We start from the raw sequence: 24723 nt of genomic DNA, 5'->3' as shown, positions 1-24723 counted from the left end.
GCTCGAATGAAATCTAGAAACTGGATAATAGGTTTGCTTTTAGCTGTAGTCCTACTTCTTGGTGGGGTGGCTTCAGTGATTATATATGTGGATCCATATTTTCACTATCATGGTCCACAGGCAAATCTTTACTATGAACTAAATAATGAGCGAAGCCAGAATGATGGTATCATTCGCCATTTCAAATATGATGGGATGATTATAGGAACCTCCATGGCTGAGAATTTCAAGACCAGCGAAGCGGAAGAGCTTTGGGGCGGTACCTTTATAAAGGTCCCATTTGCTGGAGGTACCTTCAAGGAACAGAACGACAACATCGCCAAGGCTATCAAGTGTAATCCGGATTTGAAGGTAGTTATTCGTACATTGGACTATGCTTATTTTATGGATGATGCTGACAAGGTTAGAGATGACCTGGGTGATTATCCAGAGTATCTTTACGATAATAATCCTTTCAATGACGTAAATTATATTTTTAACAAGGATATCTTTTATAAAATCTGCCTTCCTATGCTTGATGATGCAAGACACGGAAAAGCAGCAGGAATCACATCCTTTGATGATTATGCCAACTGGATGGATGGCAAGGAGTTCGGACCTGAGGCGGCTCTCTTGGGTCGTACAGAATACAAGGCGCCAGAGAAGGTTCAGCCATTTGTAGATGAAGTAAAGGAAATGGTGAAGGCCAATATTACCCAGAATGTAACTGACCTTGCCAAGGCAAATCCGGATATAGATTTTTACTATTATGTCACACCATACTCTGTGGCATGGTGGGGCTCACAGAAGGAATTAGGAGTAATGGACCGTTGGTTTGCCGTGGAGCAGTACGCCATCGAGCTTATGCTGGAGTGTGATAATATTCATCTTTATTCCTTCAACAACGAATTTGACGTAACATCAAATCTGGATAACTATAATGATGAGTGCCATCACGGAGACTGGATAAATTCTCAGATTTTAGGATGGCTGTATAGTGGAACAGACCAGTTGACTAAGGAAAATTACAAGGATTATCTTGCAATTGAGTGCGACTTCTATAGAAATTTTGATTATGAGGGGCTTTTATAATGTTTGAAATTAAAGGGATTGAAAAAAGTTATGGAAAGCATCAGGTTCTGCAGGGCGTAAGCTTTACCGTGGGACCTGGTGAGATAATTGGAATATTGGGAGCAAATGGCAGCGGTAAGAGCACACTGCTGTCCATTCTTGCGGGATTAGAGCGGCCAAATGGCGGCTTTTTTTGTATTGATGGAAAGGATTTGCTGAAAGATTCCAAGCTGAGGAATAACACATTGGCTTATATTCCACAGGAGAATCCGCTGATAGAGGAGCTAAATGCTTGGGATAATCTTAGAATGTGGTATAGCAGGGCGGAGCTGGATAAGGAGCTAAAGAATGGCATGTTGAAGCTTCTTAGAATCGATGAATTCCTGAAAGTTCCTGTTAGCAAGATGTCAGGTGGAATGAAGAAGCGTCTTACTATCGGCTGCGCCATGAAGGGAGGACCAAAGCTAATGCTCTTGGATGAGCCTACAGCAGCTCTTGATATGGTGTGCAGGAATGAAATCTATGATTATTTTGAAAGCTACAGAAGCAGTGGTGGTGCAATGATAATTTCCACGCATGAGATTCAGGAGATTGAGCTTTGCAATAAGTGCTTTATTTTGAAGGGTGGAGTGCTTCATCCATATACTTATGATGGTGATTTACAGCATTTGATTGGGATACTAGAATAATGAGATTTGGGGATTATTTTATCGTACAACTGAAAAGAGTGCTGAAGCTGTTGCCTGGAATTTTGATAATGACAGTGATAGTAGGTCTAGTAGTGGGAGCTATAGGCTATGCTGTGGTAAACAGCGATAGCTACAAGGATCAGCAGATGAGATACAAGCTTGGTATTGTTGGTTCCACTGAGGATGACATGCTGACAATGGGGGTAAACCTGCTTGAGAACAATGATGACAGTAAGCTAATGCTTGATATCCAGCAGTTTGATAATGAAGGGGAGGCCAGGGATGCTCTTAGAAGTGGAGAGATTTCAGCCTATGTTTTAGTAAGCGACGAATTCATAAATTCGTTGAATGCATTATCTAATGATATAAGTTTAGAATATTTTGCCACATCGGGACAAAGAGGCATAACTGGCATCATGATGGATGAACTAGCTGATATTGCATCTGAATTGGTTGTAAGTTCAGAAAAAGGATTACTAGCACTTGAGGCAGAAATGAAAAATGCAGGATTTCCGTCAGAGGCTGTAAACCCTCAGATTGACCAGCTTTTACTGCTTTATGTAGGGGCAATGTTAGCTAGAGGAGATATGGTAGAGTTTTCTGAGCTCGGTCTTGCCAATGGGCTTACAACACCCGAATATTACAGCATTTCCTTAAGCTTATTTTTCTTGCTTTTGATGTCTTTTTGTAGTGTCAGTTTCTTCCTTGGCAAGAAAAATGCTACCTATCAGTTTATCAGCGCAAAAGGCCTTGGAGCGGGTTGGCAAGTTGTGGCAGAATTTTTTGCCTACTTTTTAATGAATCTTTTTTGTGTGGAGTTGATTATATTTTTTGTGAGAAGACTTTCAGGACTTGGAATGCTCACTTTACAAAACATCGAAATTATTGGAGATACATTTCTTATTAAATCAGAGTTTAATATTATAATTGTGGTTTTGCTCTTCTCGGCCCTGGGATTTTTCATTTTTGAGATAGTAACAGGGGTTATAAACAAGTTTTTGGCAGCTTTTATACTATATATTGGCATGGCTTATATATCAGGATACTTTTATCCGAAGTCATTTTTCCCAGATATACTTCAAAAAGTAGGAAGGATTCTTCCAACAGGTGTGGTGTTCACTTACATGGAAGGATTACATAGGGAGTCATTTTCATCATTAGTTTCAAGCAAGATGATTGTGGGAGAATATATCAGCCTTCCAAAATATATATTTATAATGGCAGGCTACACAGTGATTTTTGTATTAGGAGCAATTGTTAACAGGAGACGTAAGATTAGAAAATGAGATATCTACTTTTACTGAAAAGATTTTTCAGAAAGAAAAGCTACATATTGATGCTTCTATTGGTACCTCTTATGGTATTTCTATTAAAGGAAGTTGGCCATGGTCAGAATAGTATTATGTCTATTGGAGTCTATATTCCAGGAGAGGATGCCAGCTCTCAGGCGTTAAGAGAAAACCTTGAACATGAAACCGGTGCTATTCAATATCAGTTTTATGATTCCGAAGATGACTTGAAATCAGACGTGGCAAATCAGACTCTTACGGAAGGGTGGATTGTACCAGAAGATTTAGATGCATTGGTGCAGCAGGTGGCAAGCAATCAGTATCCATCAGAGCGAGTACAGGTAATAATCCGTGAAGCTGGACTCTCACATCTTTTGGGCAAGGAAATAATCTGCAGTCGAATCTATCCATCAGTGGCAAAGCAGCTTTTGATAAACTATATGCGCTTAAGTATTTCAGATGGAGAAATGTCTGCGGAGCAGATTTCTCACATAGAAAAGAGCTTTGACAGCTTTGGTCTTTCTGACAGTTTATTCAAGGCAAGCTATATGGATTCCTCTGAGATGAATGAAACGCCAGTAATTTTGATGCCACTTAGAGGTATTCTTGCAATGTGGTTGATGCTTTGCGGAATTGCCACATCCATGTATTATCTGGAAGATCAGGAAAATGGTTTGTTTATCTGGTGGCATTCGAAAATGAGATTCTGCAGAGATTTGGGTTATTACACTGTAGCTTTTATAGCACCTTCTATAATAACTGTAATCAGCCTTATTTACAGTGGCACCTTTACTACTGCGACAAAAGAGCTCCCTGCCTTGATTTTATACGTGCTGGCAACTATTTTCTTTTCGATGGCATTACGCATCATAGGATCTGGCAAGAAGTTTTTGGGAATGTTAACTCCAGCTTTAATTATTCTATCAACGCTCTTGTCTCCAGTGTTTGTGGATTTGAAGTCACTTAGGCAAATACAAAAATGCTGCCCAGCTTTTCATTACCTGAGCAGCATTCATGATACATATTATATGGTTTCTTTACTTATTTACACGATATTCCTTGGGGGTCTTGTTATACTTCTCCTTAAACTTTCTGTTAAAGTGCGACAGGTTCTCAAAGCCGACCTGCTGTGAGATATCCAGGATGGTATCCTCTGTAGCAAGCAGCAGGCGGGCTGCCATGGATAATCTATAATCATTCAAATAAGTAATGAAGCTGACGCCAAAGGTTTCCTTAAAGAATCTCATAAAGTGGGACTCAGAAAAGCCAGCCCTGTCAGCCATTTCAGCCACAGTCATTTGTTCACTATAATGAAGCTCTACATATTTAATGACTGGCTTCAGTTTATCTATTTTTTTCTTATTAGAAGAATCAATCTTCTTTTCGTAAAGAGTCACCAGATCAAACAACAATAGATAAAGATTTCCTTTTATGGCAAGTCCCCAGGCACCCTCCCGGTGGCTGGAAATGTTGTCGTTGCTATCAAGATATTTTCGGATACTCTCGTAGCCGGCAATGCCGTGTCTAAAGATGTGAGGCACTTCTACAGTATTGCCGAAAAAAGGTAGCAGAAAAGTATCAAAAAAGTCATCGGTGCTGGAAGAAAATAATTTTCCATCAAATAGGATGTTTTCGTATTCCATGGAATCATCCTTGTTCTGAAAGATTCCATGAACAGTGCCAGGAATAATAAAAGCAATATCCCCAGTGTTCACTATATGTTCATCTCCATCGATTACAATAACCCCTGAGCCTTTCTTTATATAAATGAATTCCACATCCTCGTGCCAGTGCAGAGGCACGCTTTCAAAGTCCAGTGGGATTGTGCAAGGGTAGGTGTTGTACGGTATGTTGTAGTCAAAGTGACTGACGTTTTCGTGTATGGCTTGATACTCATTAATATTAATCATGATAGAATAGTATCACTTTTTAATAGAATTTCGCAAGTAAAATCGAATATCTTAGCAGTATACTCTTATTATCATATGAATTCGAACGTAACAAGGAGGATAAACATGACAGCAAACGAGTACATCAAGGTAAGATTTGGCAGACACATGGACCAGTGTACAAATGAAGAGATTTACATTGGTTTATTGGAGTATGTAAAGGATAAGGCCCAGGATAAGGAAATCAAGGGCGGCAAGAAGAAGCTCTACTATATCAGTGCAGAGTTCCTTATTGGAAAGCTTCTTTCAAATAACTTAATTAACCTTGGCCTATACGATGAGGTTAAGGCAGAGCTTGAGGCTTGCGGAAAGTCACTTGCAGAGATTGAGGAAATCGAGGTTGAGCCTTCACTTGGTAACGGTGGTCTTGGAAGACTTGCAGCTTGCTTCCTTGATTCAATCGCAACACTTGGCCTTAATGGTGATGGTGTAGGTCTTGCATATCACATGGGTCTTTTCAAGCAGGTGTTTGAAAACAATCTTCAGAACGAGGTTCCAAACCCATGGATGTCTGAGCATAGCTGGATGACAAAGACAGACAAGACATACCAGGTTGATTTCGGTGGCTTCAACGTTCAGTCAAGAATGTACGATATCGACGTAACAGGTTATGACTCAGTATCTACAAAGCTTCATCTTTTCGATGTTGAAACAGTAGATGAGAGTATTATTAAGGATGGAATCAACTTCGATAAGGGTGAATTTACAAAGAACCTTACACTTTTCCTTTATCCAGATGATTCAGACGATAATGGTAGATTACTCCGTGTGTATCAGCAGTACTTCATGGTAAGTAACGCAGCTCAGCTCATCTTAGATGAGGCAGTTGAGAAGGGCTCAAACCTTTATGACCTTGCTGATTACGCAGTTATTCAGATAAATGATACACATCCATCAATGGTTATCCCTGAGCTTATTCGACTCCTTCAGATTCGCGGGCTTACAATGGACGAGGCTATTGATGTGGTTTCTAAGTGTACTGCCTACACAAACCACACAATCCTCGCAGAAGCTCTCGAAAAGTGGCCAATCCACTTCATGATGAAGGCAGTTCCACAGCTCATGCCTATAATTCGCGAGCTCCACAACAGAATCGCAAAGAAAGTAAGTGACCCAGATGTAGCCATCATCAAGGATGACCTTGTACACATGGCACACATGGATATCCACTATGGTATCTCAATCAATGGTGTTGCTGCACTTCATACCGAGATTCTTAAGGAGACAGAGCTTAATAAGTTCTACAAGCTCTATCCAGAGAAGTTCAACAACAAGACAAACGGTATCACATTCCGTCGCTGGTTATTATATTGCAACCCAGAGCTTGCAAAGCTTATCGAAGAGCTTATCGGACCAGGCTTCAAGAAGGATGCTACAGAGCTTAAGAAGCTTGAGCAGTTCATGAATGATGATGCAGTTGTTCAGAAGTTCCTTGATGTTAAGAACACCCGTAAGACTGTTCTTAAGAACTATCTTGCAAAGACACAGGGAATCGAGATTGATGACAACTCTGTTTACGATATTCAGATTAAGAGACTTCACGAGTACAAGCGTCAGCAGATGAATGCACTTTATGTAATCAACAAGTACTTTGAGATTAAAGAGGGCAAGAAGCCAGCTCGTCCAATCACTGTAATCTTCGGTGCAAAGGCAGCTCCAGCTTACGTTATCGCAAAGGATATCATTCACCTTATCCTCTGCTTACAAGAAATCATCGCAAAGGATCCAGAGGTTAGCCCATACCTTAAGGTTGTTATGGTAGAAAACTACAACGTTACACTTGCTGAGAAGCTTATCCCAGCTTGCGATATTCACGAGCAGATTTCACTTGCATCTAAGGAGGCATCTGGTACTTCAAACATGAAGTTCATGCTTAACGGTGCAGTTGCTATCGGTACAATGGACGGTGCAAACGTAGAGATGCACGACTTTGTAGGCGATGATAACATCTTCATTTTCGGTGAGGATTCAGACACAGTAATCAAGCGTTACGCAGATGCTTCTTATGTATCACGCGACTACTATGAGAAGGATGCAAACCTTAAGAAGTGTGTAGACTTCATCGTATCTGACAAGCTTATGGAAGTTGGTCATAAGGAGAACCTTGAGCGTCTTTACAATGAGCTCCTTAACAAGGACTGGTTCATGACATTCCCAGACTTTAAGGATTACTGCGAGACAAAGGAGAAGGCTTACAAGGCATATGAGAACCGCACAGAGTGGGGCCGTAAGATGATTAAGAACATTGCAAACGCAGGCTTCTTCTCATCAGACAGAACAATCGAGCAGTACAACAACGATATTTGGCATTTATAAAATAAAAAAATGCGGGGTATTAAAGCCCCGCAATATAAGAATCCATATATTCAAACCTTTTAATCACATAATCCCTAAACTCAGATAGCCCAAGGCGTCGATCGTTATATAACCCCTCTGGCCAGCGTGCCTGTGTACGAGCGAAAGCCCCTGAGTTGTATATATCATCCTCGTAGCCATCCAGCGCTGCGAGGATGTTTTCGTTTGACCAGACATTTTCGCGTAGATATCTGTAACGCGCCTTTATATCAGAGTTTATCTGTGGGTCGTCAATTCCTTGCAAGGAATAAACAAGTCCCCATTCTACAGGCATATCATATGTGCTAGAAGAGTACTGACCTCCGGAAGATCCTTCGTAAACGTGACGCCAGCTTTGATCCATATCCCATGGTGTGATAAGAAGTTTTTTGCCTTCGATACCACTTTTACTGTCTTTTATGCAGACGTACATGTTTTTTGCACCGCCGTTTGCAACGTTATCCACAGCCTCGGAAACTTTGTAATAAAGCCAAAGGTCGATGCCGTTGGTAACATCAGAACTCATCCTAATTACTTCCGGATAAGTGGAGTAGGTCATGTTTACATAAAGATTAAGAAGTGTTTGAAAATCCTCTATATCTCCGGCTTTAACAGCATATCCTGGCAAGACATAATCGCCGCCGGAACCATCGTAATACTCCTGATATTCAAGCTCGGTGTTGCGCTCGCTGTGAGTCCAATCCATCTTCTTGAAAAGTGCTTCATCCTCTTTCAGGTCAAATTCCTTTTTATCAAGTGGATAACACAACGCGTATAAACCATGGTAGTGATTGTTGATAAACAGCTCTAAAAATTTATACTCTGTGGAATTCGATACCTTCCACTCATTATCCTTGTAGAAGGTGTCATGCCAGAGATTCATGGAGAAGACATTACGAACCTTTTCATAATCCCTGTAACCGTTATAGAGAATCCAGTCATCATCCTTTCGAAGACCAAGTAAATCTTCTTTTACGCGTTCCCCATTAAAATCATTTTTATCTTTTAGAAGCGTGAGCCTGTAGCCCTTTGCAGGATTAGTGGAATTTGTCTGACCGCGTTTTCTAATCTTTGAATCTGATACAATTGTCCTGCTAGGACCATCAAAATCGGAACTGTTGTCATAAAGGTAGATAGAGCTAGCAACATCAGTTTCTATGTCATAGGTCAGATCCAGTCCCTGACTATCAATGATATCCTGCCCAATTTCCACATTCATAATAGGAAGAGTGGTGCAAATCAGATTTGTAATGCTGACATTAGAACCCTGTATCAAAATTAATTGAAGTGGGGTATTTGATGCAATCTGTTCATAGGACATCTGATTTCCATAGAGAACAAGCTTTATACCTTCACCGGCGATAGTAACCTCCGGCGACAGCCCTTTATCTGAGCCTTCCAAAACTGAGTAGTAAAAAGTATTATCTACATCATCATATAAGAGCTTTTCATCGTTGAAATAAATTTTTGTGGTCAAAGGCACTTGGGATATAGTAGACGATGATGAAAGAGCATTAAAATCTGACTCAGAAATATAAAGGCTATCCGTAGAGGAATAGCCTTCCTGAGGCTTCTGAGTTTTTGCGACCATAATTACAAAGGCCACAGAAATAACGATTAATAAAATTGAAATATGTTTTCTTTTAAGCAAAATAATTGCCTTTCTTAAATGATTTATTGCAGGCTATCAATATATGAATCCATGCATTTCAGTCGTTCCAAAACAAAGGTCTTGAAGTCTGAAAGACCTATCGCTTCCTCATAATAATTTCCATCAGGCCAACGATTCATAGTACGTTTGAATGCGCCGGAATCATAGATGGTTGATTCATAGTCATCAATCAGCGCTGACATTTCCTCGTCAGACCACTGAGTAGCACGAAGACTGCTATAGCGAGATTTTACCTGCGCAACAATATCTGGATCTCCTTTTGCCATGAGGAAATAAACAGGACTCCATTCCATAGGTAAATCCCAATCAGGAGCATTGAAATAGCTAGAAATGCCGTGAGAACCCTGACCATCCACAAAGCGATTTCCGAAGGTTTGATCCATGTCCCAAGGGGCAAATAAAACCTTGTAGCCAGCCATTCCTGTTTCAGAATGTTTAACACAGGAGAATAGATTCTTAACCTGATTCGCATATACGTTATCTACTGCCTGCGTGAGCTTATAAAAAAGCCATAGGTCTATTGCATTATCGATGTCGCAGGTGCTTCTGATTTCCGAAACATCCTCGGAATATGCCATGGTGTGATAAAGCTCATGAAGAGGCTCATAATCATCGGAAGATCCGTATTCCACAGAATAGCCAGGCAGATAGTAGAAGCCGCCACCGCCTTCGTATTCAAAGTATTCCAAATCCTGAGAGAATTCGGTTCCAGACCAGTCCTTCTTTTTGAATAAGGATTCGCCATCTTTTATGGAAAATACCTTCTTATCCATAGGATAGGTAAGGGCATATAGTCCATGATAACGATTGTTAATGAACAGTTCGATGTATTTATACTGGTTTGAATTGGGTACCTGCCATTCATTATTTCCTGCAGCAATATCTTGCCAGAGATTCATACAGAAAGGTGTACGAATCTTTTCATAATCTGAATAGGCGGAGAAGAGAATCCAGTCATCATCCTCTCGAAGTCTCAGAAGATTTGCTTTGTTCTTTTTGTCAAAATCATCAGCTTTTTTGAGAAGCGACAAACGGTAGCTATGCTGAGGTGCGCCTATAGTAGTGCCACCTCGCATGTGGATTTTGGCAGAGCTGGTAGTAACTCTGGAAGCACCCTCAAAATCAGATTCATTATCGTAAAGATACATTTCGCAAGGAGCATAATCGCTGATTGCGTAGGTTTCATCAAGCCCCAATTCGTTTACCGTCTCAGCAGAAACAGAAATATTCATCACAGGAAGTGTGGTGCACGCGAGGGACGAAACACTCATGGAATCCCCATCAGTAAGAATGATGTCAATTGGAGTATTGCTTGAGATTGTCTCAGCAGAAAGTTTAGCCCCATGAGCAAAGACATTTATCTTCTTGCCAGTGCTTCCATCATTAAAAACAGTGATTGTAGGAAACTCACCATCCTCAGGCACAATAGAATAGTAGAAAATATTATCGTTATAATCATATATCAGCTGCTGACCATTCATCACTATTGAGGTAGAAAGTGGTGACTGGGAAAGAGTGTAGGAATGTAGCATAGAATCAAGCTTTTTATCGGAAATATAAAGGTCATCAAATTGTCTGGTAGTCTTGCCATGAGTGTAAAAATATAACCCACCGGACAAGACCAACAGAGAAATAATGACTACAAAAATGGAAACTTGTTTTCTATTTAAAATCATTTTATAATTGCCTTTCGAAATAGATATTATTATCATTATATCAATAAGTGTGTATTAAACAAATCGTAAATACGGAGAGGACAGAGAATTTGGAATACAGACATGAGCTGAAATTTCTGGTGTCCGAGATTACGTTGGAAAAGTTGAAATACAGGCTGAGTACTGTTATGGAGATGGATGAACATCACAAGGATGATTTTTACACCATCAGAAGCCTGTATTTTGACGATTATTACGATAGCCTTTACAACGAAAATCTTGCGGGAACAGACAACAGGTATAAATATCGAATCAGGTATTACGGTGACAACAAGGACTACATCAATCTGGAAAAGAAGTACAAGCTTCGCGGCATGACAAAAAAGGTTTCAGAGCTTGTGGATGCCTCTTATGTGCAGAATTGCTTCGAGGCAGTGCCAGAGTCTGCTTCAGGACAGCTTACTACCGAGCTTTGGGCAGCATCTATAAAGACAGGTATGAAACCAAAATGCATCGTGGAATATGACAGATGCGCATTTGTAGAGCCAGTTGGTAATGTACGAATCACCTTTGATAAGAACATTCGCGGCAGTCTTGATGTGGAACGGTTTCTGGATTCAAAGACTGAATGCACCATACCAGTACTTCCGGCTGGGCAGCACATCTTAGAGGTTAAGTACGATGAATTCCTGCCAAGACACATTTTGCAGCTGGTAGATATCAACAACCTGCAAAGACAATCATTTTCAAAATATGCGACAATTAGAGAGGTGTTAGGATGAGTTTTACAGACGTAATTAAGAAATCAGTATTAGAGAATTTTAGTGCAGCAGATATGTCTGCTACAGCAATTTCAGTTATTTTGATTGAGACATTTATAATAGCAGCTTATATCTTTGTAGTATATAGATATGTAACCAGAACCACTTTTTACAACAAGGGCTTCGCAGTTTCCATGTCTATCATTTCAGTTATCACCGCAGGAATTATTTTGGCAATGCAGTCAAATCTGGTGATTTCCCTTGGTATGGTTGGCGCTCTTTCTATTGTAAGATTCCGTACCGCCATCAAGGAGCCAATGGATTTGCTTTTCCTTTTCTGGTCTATTGGAACTGGTATTGTGGTAGGTGCAGGGCTTTTTGCTATGGGTGTGATTATGGCAGCCTTTGTTACTATCGGCATTGTGATTTTGGATATGGTTCCAATGATGACATCACCTGAGCTTTTGATTGTAAAGGTGGAGGGCAGCGAGGCTGAAAAGCGCACAATGACAATTGTGGACAAATATGCAGACAAGAAGAAGGTTGATTCAAAGTCTGTAACAGCATACGCAACTACACTTATTATAGAAGTAAAAACAAAAGATGGCAGCGCAATGGTTGATGAGATTGCAGCAGTCGACGGAGTAACTACAGCTACGTTAATGAAACATGACGGAGAAGTGAAGTGCTAAGGCTTGAGACCGTAACATGCTGATATTGATTTTGAGTCTCCGTCATGTTAGAATACAATCTAGTGTGGCTCCATAGGAGCTTAGAAATTGGAGGATGTTTTAATGAGCACAGGAATTATCGTATTGCTTGTGATCCTGGTAGTAATGATTGCAGCATTGGTTGCTCTTTACTTTATGGGAAAGAAAGCACAGGCACGTCAGGAAGAGCAGAAGGCTCAGATGGATGCTGTAGCACAGCAGGTGTCTATGCTTATCATTGATAAGAAGCGCTTAAAGATGAAGAATTCAGGTCTTCCTGAGTCAGTTATTGCAGCTACACCTTGGTATGCTAAGAATTCTAAGATACCAGTAGTTAAGGCTAAGGTTGGTCCTCAGATGATGACTCTCATCTGCGATGCAGAGATTTTCGATGAGATGCCAGTTAAGAAGGAAGTAAAGGCTACTGTTTCAGGTCTTTACATCACAAAGGTTCGTGGTCTTCGCGGTGGCAATGCACCAGTTGATGCAAAGAAGAAAAAGGGTCTTAGAGCTTGGGCTTTGAATAAGCGCAAAGAGCTTGAAGCTGAAAGCAAGAAGAAGTAAAACAAAATTTAATTTGATATGAAATTGTCTAAAAAGTGTGTCATTTGTGTGACACACTTTTTTATTTTACTCAAAAATGTTAGACTATTCTTAACGTTTAAGGGGGTAAGATTATGAAGAAAATGCAAGTAAGAACTGTTCTGTCACTTGTTATGTTAGGTGCTGCTTTATCCATAGCTCCAAAGCTAAATGCAGAAGCAGCATACAATGATGAGCTTTTGGCCTGCTCAAAGATTTTTGATGCAGATTATTATGCAACCATGTATCCAGATGCTGCAGCAGCATCAAACGGTAGCAAGCTATGGCTTTTAAATCATTATCTCAGAGTGGGAATCTATGAAGGCAGAAATGCCTCAGCAACCTTCAATGCGACAGATTACAAGAATAAAAATGCAGATTTGGAAGCATTGTATGGTGATTATCTTCCAGGCTATGCCTTCCATTATGCTTATTCAGGAAAGGCAGAAGGAAGAGATGCAACACCTTCTGTAGGAGCAGAGGTATCAGTTCCTAGTACCTACACACTTTTAGGTGTGTACGCAACAGAATATGATCCAGAGTCTGCCCGTGGTGGTAATATCCAGATTGCAGCATCACACGTAAATGGTACAGTGGTGGCGCCAGGTCAGACATTCTCGGCTAATAAGGCAATCGGTCCAAGAACACATGCCAATGGCTTTGTAGATGCACCAGTATTTATTAATAAGGAGCATGCAATCGGAGTTGGAGGCGGTGTGTGTCAGGTTTCTTCAACAATTTACGCAGCTATGAAGGTAGCTGGAGTGAAGGCCACCGAAAGACATCCACATTCACTTCCTGTTAATTATCTTCCTGAGGGATGGGATGCAACGATTTCAGGAAATGAGTTGGATTTGAAATTTAAAAATACATACGGCAAAAACCTTATTGTTTACGAGAATGCAGCAGGCGGAATTCTTACCGTGGCGTTATATTTAGAGAATTAATTTGCATCCAGTGTAGAAATGTAACGATTTCTGTGATATACTATCCGAGGTATTTTGATTTATACGCGAGGATGATAGTTTTGAATGATGTTTTATTAAGCAAACAATCACCAGAGGTGGTGGAGCTTATTAAACAGATGGAGGCTGTCCGCAAGAAGGACAATGAAAAGTATGTCGATCTTGCGTGCGATCTGTTTGATATGGCTCAAGAAGAAGGCAACGAGGATTTGCGTAATTTTGCAAGTTGTACCCTCGGAGATGCCCTCTGTCAGAATAACGAGCTTTCGCAGGCTGTTTATTATTTATCTGCAGGCTTGCAAGGAATAGTAAACACTGATGAATATCGTTTGATTTGTCGTTGTTATAATGAAATGGGAATCATAATGCGGAGTGAGGGCCATTTCATAACAAGTCAGGAAAATTATATTAATAGTATAGATATGGCGAGAGCCCATCGTATGTATTTCCAGGAAGCAATTGCTTGCGGTAACTTTGCTTCTCTTTGTCAGGAAATGGGTGCGAGAAATGAAGCTCTTGAGTATCACTACAGAGCAATTGAGTGCTGTCAGTTCATCGAAGATGAAAAGCTCAAGAATATGCTTTTGGTAGAAGAGTATGGCAAGCTTACGATGCTTTATATCTTCAGAGGCGATTTGTTGCAGGCAAAGGCAATTCTTGAGGAGATGAATCAACTTGATAATGATTATCCAGATGAAAGTAATTTCTTTGGTGCTTCATTAGCCAGATGGTATTATTTTGATGCCATAAAAGAGCGTGAAATTGCAGAAATGTACAAGGATGAATGTATCAAAGCCTTTTATGACGTTTCAGATGTAGTACCTTACTTTGATGAAATTGAAGCGTTGGTACTCTTGCTGTTAGAAAAGCGAGAGTACATGGAGCTTGAACAGATTCTTGGTCATATTGATTTAAAGTCAGCAGAAGATGAGGTAATTAATATCCGACTTCGTTTGGAAAGCTGGAAAATCAAGATGTACGAGGCAGTTGGTGACAAGGTTAAGATAGCTCAGAGCTGTTATAACTACTATAGATACGATTCTATTAGGAATCGTACAAATAAGAAGTCATTTACTACAACTCTTCGTCTCAAGACAGAGCTTGTTCAGCAGAAGACAAAGAACCTGTTCTTATCTGCGCAGGCAGAGACTGATTCGCTTACAGGACTTGCCAATAGAATGAAGCTCAATAACGTTATCGACGAGCTATTTATGATGGCATCTGAAAAGGGTCAGAAGCTTGGCGTAGAGATGATGGACGTGGATTTCTTCAAGCAGGTTAATGATACCTACGGGCATGCTAAGGGCGATCAGCTTCTTGCGGCAATGGGCCGTGGATTTAGAGAAATCAGCGAAGATTTTGACAAGGTTTTCGTGGCACGTTATGGCGGTGACGAATTCATTCTCTATTATTATGATATGGAGGATGGCGAGATTCTTCTTGTGGCTGACCGAATAAGAGATATGGTTGCCAACATTGGTAAGGAGCTTGGACTAGATAAGATTTCAGTATCCCAGGGAATTGTTAACAGAGTTCCTGAGCCACAGAATAGAGCGTGGGATTATCTTAATGCAGCTGATTATGCTCTATATTATGTTAAGGAACACGGAAAGGCTAACGTGAAGCTTATTCACAATGGTTATGAGCTGGAAAACTATTTTGACAGCGTGTTCAAGAAAGATTAAAATATGTAATTAATTAGACAGAAGGTAGTTTAGTTGCCTTCTGTCAATTTATGTAAGGGGAAAAGGGAAATAATTTTATGGCAAAGCTTTATTTTTACTACGGTGCAATGGGTTCGTCAAAGACCGCAAATGCGCTTATGACACACTTCAATTATGAGGAGGTTGGACAGAATGCTCTTCTTGTGAAGCCTGCGGTGGACACAAGAGATGGGGAACGAGTTGTTCATTCCAGAATCGGTCTCGAGAATGAGTGCATCTTTCTTGAGGATCTTGTTGAAATGTCTGAGGACGAGATTAAGAAGTATGATTGCATCATTGTGGATGAAGTGCAGTTTGCTACACCTGAGCAGATTGATTATCTTTCAGATATAGTTGATTTTATGGACGTTCCAGTGGTGGCTTATGGACTTCGTGCAGATTTCCAAAATGAGTTGTTCCCAGGTTCTAAGAGACTCATCGCAATTGCCGATGTTATTCATGAGGTAAAGACAGTTTGCTGGTGTGGTCGCAAAGCTACCTGCAATTGCCGCTACAATGAGAATGGCGTAGTTCGCTCAGGCCCACAGGTTATGCTTGGAGCAAATGATTCGTACGTGGCGTTATGTCGAAAGCATTTTAAGCTTGGACAACTTAAGGATAATTAAGAGGTTTTTCGATAGATGACTTTTAGTTTACCAATAACTTTCATATTTCTACTATATTGTGTGTTCTGGATTCAGATTCCGGGAATGCTTTTATGCACAAAGCTCTTGCAGAGAAGATTCAAGTTTTCGACAAGACTTTTGGCTAGCTTTTTTATTGGTTTTATATACCTGGCGATTTTATATTTGATTGAGTCATTGACTGGTATCAAAGGCATAATAATGTTTGCTGGACCAGTGACATCAGCTTTTGGGATTTTTGTTTACTTCAAAAATGACAGACCATCTGTATTCAATGCGCTGGAGCGCTTTAGATGGACTTATGTGATTATCTTTGCATTTATATATGTGGTTTCAATGCTGAATTTCCAGTTTAAATACCTGTTTGCTCTGTCAGGAGCTACCACTCAGGTATACCATGATGCATTGTTCCACACGGGAAATATCGTATCGCTGAGCAGATCTTTCCCAAATACTGACATCAGAATTGAAGGACTTACATTCTATTATCATTATTTTTATGAATTGATTTTTGCCATGTGCAAGCACATCTTCGGGATGGATGCGTTCAAGCTGTACCTCAATGGAAATGCTATAATCTGCGCTTTTCCACTGACAATGGCACTGATTACACTTGGCGATAGAATCAGAGGACTTAAAGAGGTTTCGCCTCTCAGATATTTCTTCTATTGTTCTGGCCTTTTGATTTCCGGAACTTGCATGCTACCACTTGTATTTGCAGGTGTTACACTTCCGGTATCATGGCTGGGCAATCACATTTTCAGCAACATAAATGCAATGGGACTTGCTCTTGCCATCACCATTCTTGTAATCGATGTGCTGGCAGAGATTTGGTACGACAAGCTTGCTGTTTCAAATCTCATTTTGTTGTTTATTTTTTCTGTGGCAGCCACAGGCTTTAAGGGCACCACAGCTACTATGCTTGTAGGTATCACATGGGCAGTGTTCGTTATAGAATTGGCTATCACTAGGAAATTCCATCTTCCAAAGTTATTATATAATGTAACTTTAACTTTGGGATTTGTGCTTACATACTTAACAGTTACTGTTGGAACTAATCCTTCAGGTGCTAACAACCGAGCAATGGTGGTTACAGCTCAGGGTACTCTTGAGGCAGGCAGAGTAGGACAGCTTTTCACTAAGCTTGGTCTTGATTACATGGCATTCCCATGGGTGGTTATTGCGGTGATTTTATCTATCATCTGCGTTTTGGGTCCTACGGTGATTACGTTCGTAGCCTTTACTGTAGAGAAATTAAGAGCACTCATTAAGGACGGTGTCATCGGAGACATTTTCGACTGGTTCGCCATTGGTATGGTGCTGATGGGAATTATCGGTTTTTCTGCTGTCAGCGTACCAGGGCTTTCTCAGGGATATTTCGTGATTACTGGAGCAGGACTACTGTTTTACTGTTCAGTAAGATATATGATTGAGCATCGTATGGAGCCTATTTTTAAGGTGATGCATGCCTGGTTTGTAATTGGAACCTTGCTGCTTGCAGTAGATGTGGTATATTTCTGCTACGCAGATGTTAAGCAAAACGCTGTTTATATGCAGGAGGCTGGTGACAGAGCGGATTTAGTATCAGCAGATACCATGGAAGCTTATTTCTGGCTTAGAGACAACACTCCAGAGGATTCTGTTATTGCTGTAGACAGGCTTTCAGAGGAGCTGGATTACAGAAGCATTTACTTCTATGCCAGCGCTTTTTCTGAGAGACAGTGTTATTTGGAAGGCTACGATTATTCAGATATAGCTGAGGATCAGTTAGAAGCAAAGCTTTCGATGAATGAGAAATTTTACAGTGAAGATTTCTTTGAGGCTGATGCAGCCCTCGGGGTAGCGGGAGTAGATTATCTTGTGGTTACAAAGCAGAAGCATCCCAATTATAAAGCAACTAGCAAAAATCTTAAATTAGTATTTAATAATTCAGAGGTAATGATTTACAAGTATGATTAATGATATCATCAAAAACAGAAAGTTAATAACAAAGCTTGCCAAGAACGATTTTAAACAGAAGTTTGCAGGCTCCACTCTCGGAGTTATATGGGCTTTTGTACAGCCTGTCATCACAGTGCTTGTGTATTGGATTGTTTTTGACAAGGCATTAAGTCAGGGCACTCAGGGTACAAAGGGCGGTATTGATGCACCATTTGTACTTTGGCTTTCAGCTGGTATTGTATCCTGGTTCTATTTCAGTGAGGTGCTCTCAGCTGGAACAGTGGTACTTCACGAGTACAATTATCTGGTTAAGAAGGTTGTATTTCCAATTAATGTGCTTCCTATCGTAAAGGCAGTTTCATCTTTGATTGTGCATGGCTTTTTCGTGTTATTCACACTTTTGGTAGCCTTTCTTTATGGCTTTGGATTCACACCGTATATTTTCCAGTGCATTTATTATTCTGCCGCTATGATGGTGCTGGTTATTGGATTGATTTATCTCACCAGTGCACTTTGTGTATTTTTTAAGGATATGGCTCAGCTCATTAATATCTTCCTTCAGGTAGGTATTTGGGCTACCCCAATCATGTGGAACTTTGATTATATGGTGCATAAGGGTTCAATTCCTCTTTGGCTTAACTATGTGCTCAAGCTTAATCCAATGTTCTACATCACCAGCGGATACCGCGACAGCATCATAGGACAGACTGGATTCTGGACACGTCCAGTACTAACAGCCTACTTCTGGGTTTTCACAGCCCTCGTGTTTATATTAGGCACACATGTATTCAAGAAATTACAGTCTCAATTTGCGGATGTTTTATAATAATAAGCCAGTAACTAACAAGCTGAATTGTGCATAAAAAATGCCCGATGATTTCGGGCATTTTTTTGTGCTCAATTTAGAGTTGAAATTGCGGCGATATGGTAAAATATAACTAGCTAGAGAAGGGGGGACTTGCGTATGAGGGGTAAGTTATTTTCTAGAGTAGGGAGAACCGTCGCAATCAGCATGGTCGCCTTGCTTTGTTCTTTTGCATTCTGCAATGAATTCAATTATTTACCAGCTGATGCTGATGAAGATATTGTAGTTCAGGTAGTGGCTCATAGAGGATACTCGGGAGCCTATCCGGAGAATACCCTTAGTGCTTTTGCGGGAGCTTATGCACATGGGGCTAAAACGGTAGAGTTTGATGTAAGAAAGACAAAAGATGGAGAGCTTGTAATCTATCACGATGATACGTTAGAGAAGGTTGACGGCGGAGAAACAACAATTGCAGACCATACCTACGAAGAGCTTTTGGAGCTCGATGCAGGGGCATGGTATGACAAGGAATATGCCAAGGAGCGAATTCCAACACTGGATCAGGTATTAGATCTGTTACAGTCTACAAATATGCGTATATTCTGCGAATTGAAGGATATTGGAGAAGATCCAGCATTCGCAGGTCAAGTATATGAAAAGGTTCAGCAATACGGACTTTTGGACAAGGTAGTATTTTTATCATTTAATTATGACTATCTGTCAGGAATTAAGGAGATTAATCCAAATCAGCCAATTATGAAACTGGCATCCTTTGGAAAATCTACACTTCCTACCAAATACCCAGCTGAGTACTATGGAATTAACATGAAGACTCTTACACCTAGAACCGTAAGAGCTATTCATGAAGCAGGGGGAAAGGTTTATTCTTATGCACCAGAGACAAAGGGACAGATGTTGTCGCTTCAGCGTCTCGGTGTTGACGGCGTAATCACTGACTACGTGGAAATTCAATAACCATGTAGTCGCCATGATTATAAAGCTAAATTTTCACCCATCTCAGGTGTTGGGGTCACCTGAGATAAAAGAGGGCATCGGGAAACCGCAATGTCATTAAGTTAAGATGACTCAATGACATTGGGCAATTGGTTGCCGTCTCAATATTCTTAAGTAATAATATTATTCTATAATATATTGATCTACATTGCTTGAATCAACTCTTTCGAAAGGAACCCAGATATATTTACCATCTTCTGTTGCTCCTTCTATATCCTTTACATTATCTCCATTTGCCAGCTTTAATGCTGCCTCAACTGCTGCCTCTCCTTGTCCAACACCAGACTGATATACAGTAAGTGCCATATCACCGTTTTTAATTGCTTCACATGCATCACCTGCTGCATTTACTCCCATTATTGGCACATTATTAAGATTGACACCATTTTCCTTGCAATATTCAACTATGCCCATGGCCATAGTATCATTGTTGCAAAGTATACAGTCTAAGGCATTTCCTGTGCTAAGGAATATTTCAAACATATCCTTTGCTTTACCTTTGTCCCAATCTGCATAGTCTTCAAACACATAATTGATTTGTTTTCCACTTTTATCAAATACCCGCTTTGCTCCTTTTGTTCTTCCATCTGTAGCAGACTGGCCTCTAGGTCCTTTTATAATCATCACATTCAATTCTGATTTTGAGCCTAGTTTTTCTAGTACATATTCAGCTTGAAATTGTCCAGCAACATTTTCATCAGAACCAACATATATATATTTATTAGCTGTCAGTCTTTTATCAGCAGGGCAGTTACATATAAATATAATAGGAATATCTCCTGCTATCGCCTCCAGCTCTACAGCTGTATCTGCAGAAACAGGACCGCATATAATCACATCATAATCCTGTTGAACAGCACTTTTCACTTGTTCTACCTGCTTTTCTATGGAATCCTCAGCAAATCCTACTTCAATGCTAGCCCCTTCTGCTTTTGCCTTAGCTTGTGCCGCCTCAACCAGCGTTCCCCTAAAGCTGCCAGGTTTCGCTTCATTATACATAGTAAGATATATTTTTGTTCCACCACTACTTCCTACAGAGCTATTTCCACAAGCAGATAGCAACATCATCCCCACCAGCATGGCACACATTACGATTCGGAGTGTTCTTTTCATATCAGTTCTCCTCCTTCTCAATCTTAAACATTGCAACCTGATTGGCAAGTTCTTCAGCTGACCTTGTTAATTCTTTTGCATCACTAGCCACCGTCTCACTATTTCCAGTAATATGATTTGCCTGTTCCACCATGTTATCTGATGTTGCAAGAATTTCCTCTGAACTTGCAGCCTGTTCCTCTGAGATAGCAGCTACACTGCTTGCAACTTCATCAACCTTCTCAACCTTTTCTATCATTTCCTGAACCAATGTATTAACCTCATCGATATTAGCAAAAATGACATCAAATGTTTTAAGAGCGCCTCCTACAAGCTCACTACTATTATTAATATTGTCCACGCTATTATCAGCCTGGGCTACAGCATCCTTAACCAATTCATTTATTTCATAAATCAAACCTTCAATACTTGAAACAGACTCTGCACTATTTTTTGCTAATTTCCCAATTTCTGTTGCAACAACTGCAAATCCCTTTCCTGCTTCGCCAACACGAGCGGCCTCTATTGAAGCGTTCAACGACAATAGGTTGGTTTCTTCTGCTATATTACTGATTACACTTGTAATATTAGTAATTTCACCTGATGCAGTTCCCACCTTATCAATGGCAGCCTGAAGTTTGGTAACAGAATCATTAATCGACTTCATAGCATCGCCTACATTCTGCATGTCTGTCTTTCCTTCTTCTGAAACCTCCACTGTTTCTTTCATCTTCGTGTCAACTTTGGCACCATTTTCTCTTGTTTCAGCAACTACCATAGCAAGTGTAGTTGCATTTTCTGCAATTTCATTTACAGAAACAGAAAGTTGCTCAACAGTATTGTTAAGTTCTTGCATTGATTGACTTTGCGTGCGAGACGCATCATACATCTGTCCAGAAACAGTCGTGCTATTATCCGCCTGCATATGTAGCTTACCAGAAACTCCATGAATCGAAGAAATCATTTGACGCATTGAATCAATGAATTTTTCCACATGAACGCTCATTAAGCCAATTTCATCTCTACTTTTTGTATCAACAGATACAGTAAAATCTCCATCTGTCATTGCAGTAATAGCTTCTGTCAAATTCTTAACAGGGCTAATCACTATATGAACCACTCTGGCAATCAAAATTCCCAGTAACAGCAATGATATTGCACCAATAATAATCATCGCTGTTCTGATCAACTTAACATCCTTATAAACCACTGCAGATGGTACATACGAAACCAAAATCCAGTTTGTACCTTCTACTTCCATGAAATATGTGATATTTTTATCAATTTCATCTGGTGTCAGGTCGTAATCAGCTATTTTTGCTGCTGCCCCTTGTAAAAACTTTCCAGATGCACTTGAAATCTTCGTAGAAATCAGGCTGTTGTCACGATGAGCCAATATTGTTCCATTACTTGCATCAACAAGGAATGTCTGAGCATCATCCATCTGGACAAAACTATTAACAATAATACTGATTCTCTGAAGAGACATATCAGCAGACAGTACCTTTAGGACACCTGATTTATCATTGAGTATACCTGATGCACTAATTACTGCTTCACCGGCAGCATTAGTATAGGCAGATGTAAATCCCATATTTAATCTGGTAAGACCTTCGTTGTACCAAATGGAATCTGTAACACTGCCCTTATTACCTTCAAATTCCCCAGCTGTGATTATCCTACCATTCTGCTCTCCAATATAGAGACCGTCTGGATAGTTATCATCGAAACCATAATATTGGTCCAGCATACCTTGAAGTTGTTCCTCATCTGGTTGTGTGCCCTCGATTGTCTGCTTAACGATTTGGAAAGCAGCAAGATTTTCATTTAACCAAGATTCAATTTCGCTAGCCTGACTTTCAATTGATGAGCGCAGTAAATTCTGAGAGTATTGTGTTAAAAGATTTTTGGAAATAATGTAGGAAATGCCAATTAACAGCACTACAATTAGAATTACCACTGGAAGAATGACACCTAATAACTTGGTCTTTATCGAGACCATACCTTCTTTTTTATCCATGTGTTGTACCTTCCTTTAAACCGAAACACATTTACAGGTCGTTCTAGTAGATAATTGTAAGATATAAACAATTATAACACGGCATCATATTGTGCACAATGCACAATAGAAAACTTCACAGAATAGATATATAATTATCACATTTTACTTAAAACCTATCTTTTTATAGTAAAAAAGACAGTGAACCAAAGTCCCAATGTCATTAAGTTAAGATGACTCAATTAAGATCTCTATACCAGAAATGGTATAGGGGTCTTCTTTTTTATAAACATATGTTGACATAACAAGAGAAATATGTGGCCGCTTTCGCTACTGATGTTTTTAAGGTAGCGAAAGCGGCCCTTGTAATTAAGGAAAAAACTTGATTGCAAGGAGGTCGCATATGAAACCAAAGAATGTAAAAAAACTTTTATTTTCTGCAATTGAATCTACTACCGAAAACTATACTGGCTATGTTAATAACACACAAATAGACTTTACAAGAAACCGAAAACTTTCATTTTCAACAATTATCAAAGCTATCATTGGAATGGGAAGTAAGAGCATCACAAATGAGCTAATAGATTTATTTCCGGATGTTGAATCTTTACCATCTGCATCTGCTTTTGTTCAGCAACGTCAAAAAATAAAAACAGACGCTTTTAAGAGTATTTTTAATGATTTTACTTCAAAGTTGATAAATATAACTGATGATTTAGTTGTACTTGCTGTAGATGGTTCTGATATTCAAATACCAACTAATCCAGATGATAAAAGTTCTTTTCATCCTGGTTCCAATGGACAAAAGCCATACAATCTTTTACATTTAAACGCTCTCTACAATCTAGAGAATCATCTGTATACTGATGCTATCATTCAAGGAAAGATGAATACCAACGAACATTCTGCATTACAGGAAATGGTAGATAATTCTTCAATTAACAGAGCATTAGTAATAGCTGATAGAGGCTATGAATCTTATAACAATATGGCACATATACAGGAAAAAGGTTGGTTTTTCCTAATTCGAATAAAAGATGGAACTACTGGTATAAAAAATGGTTTGGATTTACCTGATATACCAGAGTTTGATGTAGACATAAATCTAAAGCTTACACGTAAACAAACAAAAGAAATGAAGAATTTATTTCTGACAGATAGAAATCACTACAAATTAATCCCACATTCAACGCCTTTTGATTATCTACCCCTAAAACTAAAAAAAGCTGATGAGGTGAAGTTTTTTGAACTTAACTTTAGGATTGTAAGATTCAAAATTACCGAAGATTCTTATGAAACAATACTTACAAATCTGGAAAAAACAGAATATTCCCCTGAAAGATTAAAAGTTCTATATGAATCTCGCTGGGGAATAGAAACTTCATTTAGAGATTTAAAATATACGATTGGGATGCTGAATTTTCACTCAAAAAAGGTGATGTGTGTCCAACAGGAAATCTATGCACATCTCATAATGTACAACTTTGCAGAAATGATTACCTCGCACGTAGTCATTGATAAAAAGCAAAGAAAATATACATACAAAGCCAACTTTTCAGTAGCTGCTCATGTGTGTAGACTATTTTTCCTCGAAAAAACAACATCACCCAATTTAGAAACCATAATTGCAAGAAATACTATTCCTATTAGACCTGGAAGGCACCGTGATAGAACCCTTACAGTAAGAGTATTTCGTGGTTTCCTATATAGAGTAGCATAAAAAAATGAAAAGTTAAAAATGCTATTTAAGCAGATTGATAATCTGTCTTATTATTATGCCCAAAAATGAAAAAACAAGATTGAAGCTCGATACTTCAATCTTGTTTTCTTCATTTTAGCCTCCACCGCAATGTTAACTTAATGACATTG

Annotated in this window: 20 protein-coding genes; 15 read left to right on the top strand and 5 right to left on the bottom strand. The window is 39.5% G+C overall.

Going from position 1 to position 24723, the window contains the following annotated elements; genetic code table 11:
• Positions 1 to 6: 6 nt before the first annotated feature.
• The 4 genes from BMZ41_RS12645 to BMZ41_RS12630 are packed head-to-tail and all read left to right on the top strand — an operon-like array spanning position 7 to position 4161.
• Positions 7 to 1071, top strand: a complete 1065-nt coding sequence (locus BMZ41_RS12645; RefSeq protein WP_090530169.1) for a hypothetical protein — start codon at positions 7 to 9, stop codon at positions 1069 to 1071.
• The gene (locus BMZ41_RS12640; protein WP_090530167.1) at positions 1071 to 1739 is read left to right on the top strand and encodes an ABC transporter ATP-binding protein; all 669 of its coding nucleotides are present in this window, start codon (positions 1071 to 1073) and stop codon (positions 1737 to 1739) included. The genes BMZ41_RS12645 and BMZ41_RS12640 overlap by 1 nt, the downstream gene beginning before the upstream one ends.
• Positions 1739 to 3025 carry an ABC transporter permease gene (locus BMZ41_RS12635; protein ID WP_090166839.1) on the top strand — a complete coding sequence of 429 codons (1287 nt, stop codon included), beginning with the start codon at positions 1739 to 1741 and terminating at the stop codon, positions 3023 to 3025. Before BMZ41_RS12640 ends, BMZ41_RS12635 begins: the two co-directional genes overlap by 1 nt.
• Complete coding sequence (locus BMZ41_RS12630; protein ID WP_090530164.1) at positions 3022 to 4161, top strand: ABC transporter permease; 1140 nt, start codon at positions 3022 to 3024, stop codon at positions 4159 to 4161. The genes BMZ41_RS12635 and BMZ41_RS12630 overlap by 4 nt, the downstream gene beginning before the upstream one ends.
• Here BMZ41_RS12630 and BMZ41_RS12625 read toward each other — a convergent pair.
• On the bottom strand, positions 4066 to 4938 hold the full coding sequence (locus BMZ41_RS12625; RefSeq protein WP_090166835.1) for an AraC family transcriptional regulator: 873 nt from the start codon (positions 4936 to 4938) through the stop codon (positions 4066 to 4068). The genes BMZ41_RS12630 and BMZ41_RS12625 overlap by 96 nt on opposite strands.
• Positions 4939 to 5043: 105 nt before the next feature.
• On the opposite strand from BMZ41_RS12625, the gene BMZ41_RS12620 reads away from it, so the two are divergent.
• Positions 5044 to 7293 carry a glycogen/starch/alpha-glucan phosphorylase gene (locus BMZ41_RS12620; RefSeq protein WP_090530162.1) on the top strand — a complete coding sequence of 750 codons (2250 nt, stop codon included), beginning with the start codon at positions 5044 to 5046 and terminating at the stop codon, positions 7291 to 7293.
• Between the two features lie 19 nt (positions 7294 to 7312).
• Here the strand turns inward: BMZ41_RS12620 and BMZ41_RS12615 are convergent, their stop codons facing one another.
• Both BMZ41_RS12615 and BMZ41_RS12610 read right to left on the bottom strand, forming a co-directional pair.
• On the bottom strand, positions 7313 to 8962 hold the full coding sequence (locus BMZ41_RS12615) for a CotH kinase family protein (RefSeq protein ID WP_090530159.1): 1650 nt from the start codon (positions 8960 to 8962) through the stop codon (positions 7313 to 7315).
• Positions 8963 to 8985: 23 nt separating this feature from the next.
• On the bottom strand, positions 8986 to 10659 hold the full coding sequence (locus BMZ41_RS12610) for a CotH kinase family protein (RefSeq protein ID WP_177184227.1): 1674 nt from the start codon (positions 10657 to 10659) through the stop codon (positions 8986 to 8988).
• 89 nt (positions 10660 to 10748) lie between these two features.
• On the opposite strand from BMZ41_RS12610, the gene BMZ41_RS12605 reads away from it, so the two are divergent.
• The 9 genes from BMZ41_RS12605 to BMZ41_RS12565 all read left to right on the top strand — a co-directional run bounded on the left by BMZ41_RS12605 (position 10749) and on the right by BMZ41_RS12565 (position 19724).
• A complete protein-coding gene (locus BMZ41_RS12605; protein ID WP_177184226.1) occupies positions 10749 to 11420 on the top strand; it encodes a polyphosphate polymerase domain-containing protein in 672 nt (223 codons plus the stop codon).
• Positions 11417 to 12091 carry a DUF4956 domain-containing protein gene (locus BMZ41_RS12600; protein ID WP_090166822.1) on the top strand — a complete coding sequence of 225 codons (675 nt, stop codon included), beginning with the start codon at positions 11417 to 11419 and terminating at the stop codon, positions 12089 to 12091. Before BMZ41_RS12605 ends, BMZ41_RS12600 begins: the two co-directional genes overlap by 4 nt.
• Before the next feature lie 102 nt (positions 12092 to 12193).
• A complete protein-coding gene (locus BMZ41_RS12595) occupies positions 12194 to 12673 on the top strand; it encodes a hypothetical protein (RefSeq protein WP_090166820.1) in 480 nt (159 codons plus the stop codon).
• Positions 12674 to 12786: 113 nt separating this feature from the next.
• Positions 12787 to 13638, top strand: a complete 852-nt coding sequence (locus BMZ41_RS12590; protein WP_090530150.1) for a VanW family protein — start codon at positions 12787 to 12789, stop codon at positions 13636 to 13638.
• 80 nt (positions 13639 to 13718) lie between these two features.
• A complete protein-coding gene (locus BMZ41_RS12585) occupies positions 13719 to 15341 on the top strand; it encodes a GGDEF domain-containing protein (RefSeq protein ID WP_177184225.1) in 1623 nt (540 codons plus the stop codon).
• A gap of 77 nt (positions 15342 to 15418) precedes the next feature.
• Positions 15419 to 15985 (top strand): thymidine kinase, encoded by a 567-nt coding sequence (locus BMZ41_RS12580; protein WP_090166815.1) that lies wholly within the window; start codon positions 15419 to 15421, stop codon positions 15983 to 15985.
• A gap of 183 nt (positions 15986 to 16168) precedes the next feature.
• A complete protein-coding gene (locus BMZ41_RS12575; protein ID WP_143071352.1) occupies positions 16169 to 17962 on the top strand; it encodes a hypothetical protein in 1794 nt (597 codons plus the stop codon).
• Positions 17955 to 18770 carry an ABC transporter permease gene (locus BMZ41_RS12570; protein ID WP_090166811.1) on the top strand — a complete coding sequence of 272 codons (816 nt, stop codon included), beginning with the start codon at positions 17955 to 17957 and terminating at the stop codon, positions 18768 to 18770. The genes BMZ41_RS12575 and BMZ41_RS12570 overlap by 8 nt, the downstream gene beginning before the upstream one ends.
• Before the next feature lie 138 nt (positions 18771 to 18908).
• Complete coding sequence (locus BMZ41_RS12565; protein WP_090530139.1) at positions 18909 to 19724, top strand: glycerophosphodiester phosphodiesterase; 816 nt, start codon at positions 18909 to 18911, stop codon at positions 19722 to 19724.
• 162 nt (positions 19725 to 19886) lie between these two features.
• Here BMZ41_RS12565 and BMZ41_RS12560 read toward each other — a convergent pair whose 3' ends face one another.
• Positions 19887 to 20876, bottom strand: coding sequence for a substrate-binding domain-containing protein (locus tag BMZ41_RS12560; protein ID WP_090530136.1), 990 nt, complete (start codon positions 20874 to 20876; stop codon positions 19887 to 19889).
• A gap of 1 nt (position 20877) precedes the next feature.
• A complete protein-coding gene (locus tag BMZ41_RS12555) occupies positions 20878 to 22875 on the bottom strand; it encodes a methyl-accepting chemotaxis protein (protein WP_090530132.1) in 1998 nt (665 codons plus the stop codon).
• Positions 22876 to 23257: 382 nt separating this feature from the next.
• Here BMZ41_RS12555 and BMZ41_RS12550 point away from each other — a divergent pair, with 382 nt between their 5' ends.
• Positions 23258 to 24574 (top strand): IS4 family transposase, encoded by a 1317-nt coding sequence (locus BMZ41_RS12550; protein WP_090530129.1) that lies wholly within the window; start codon positions 23258 to 23260, stop codon positions 24572 to 24574.
• Positions 24575 to 24723 lie beyond the last annotated feature (149 nt).

The organism is Pseudobutyrivibrio sp. UC1225, from assembly GCF_900115215.1.
GTDB lineage: Bacteria > Bacillota > Clostridia > Lachnospirales > Lachnospiraceae > Pseudobutyrivibrio.
The sequence above is the reverse complement of the archived record's forward strand: the minus strand, read 5'-3'. Positions and strand labels throughout refer to the sequence as shown.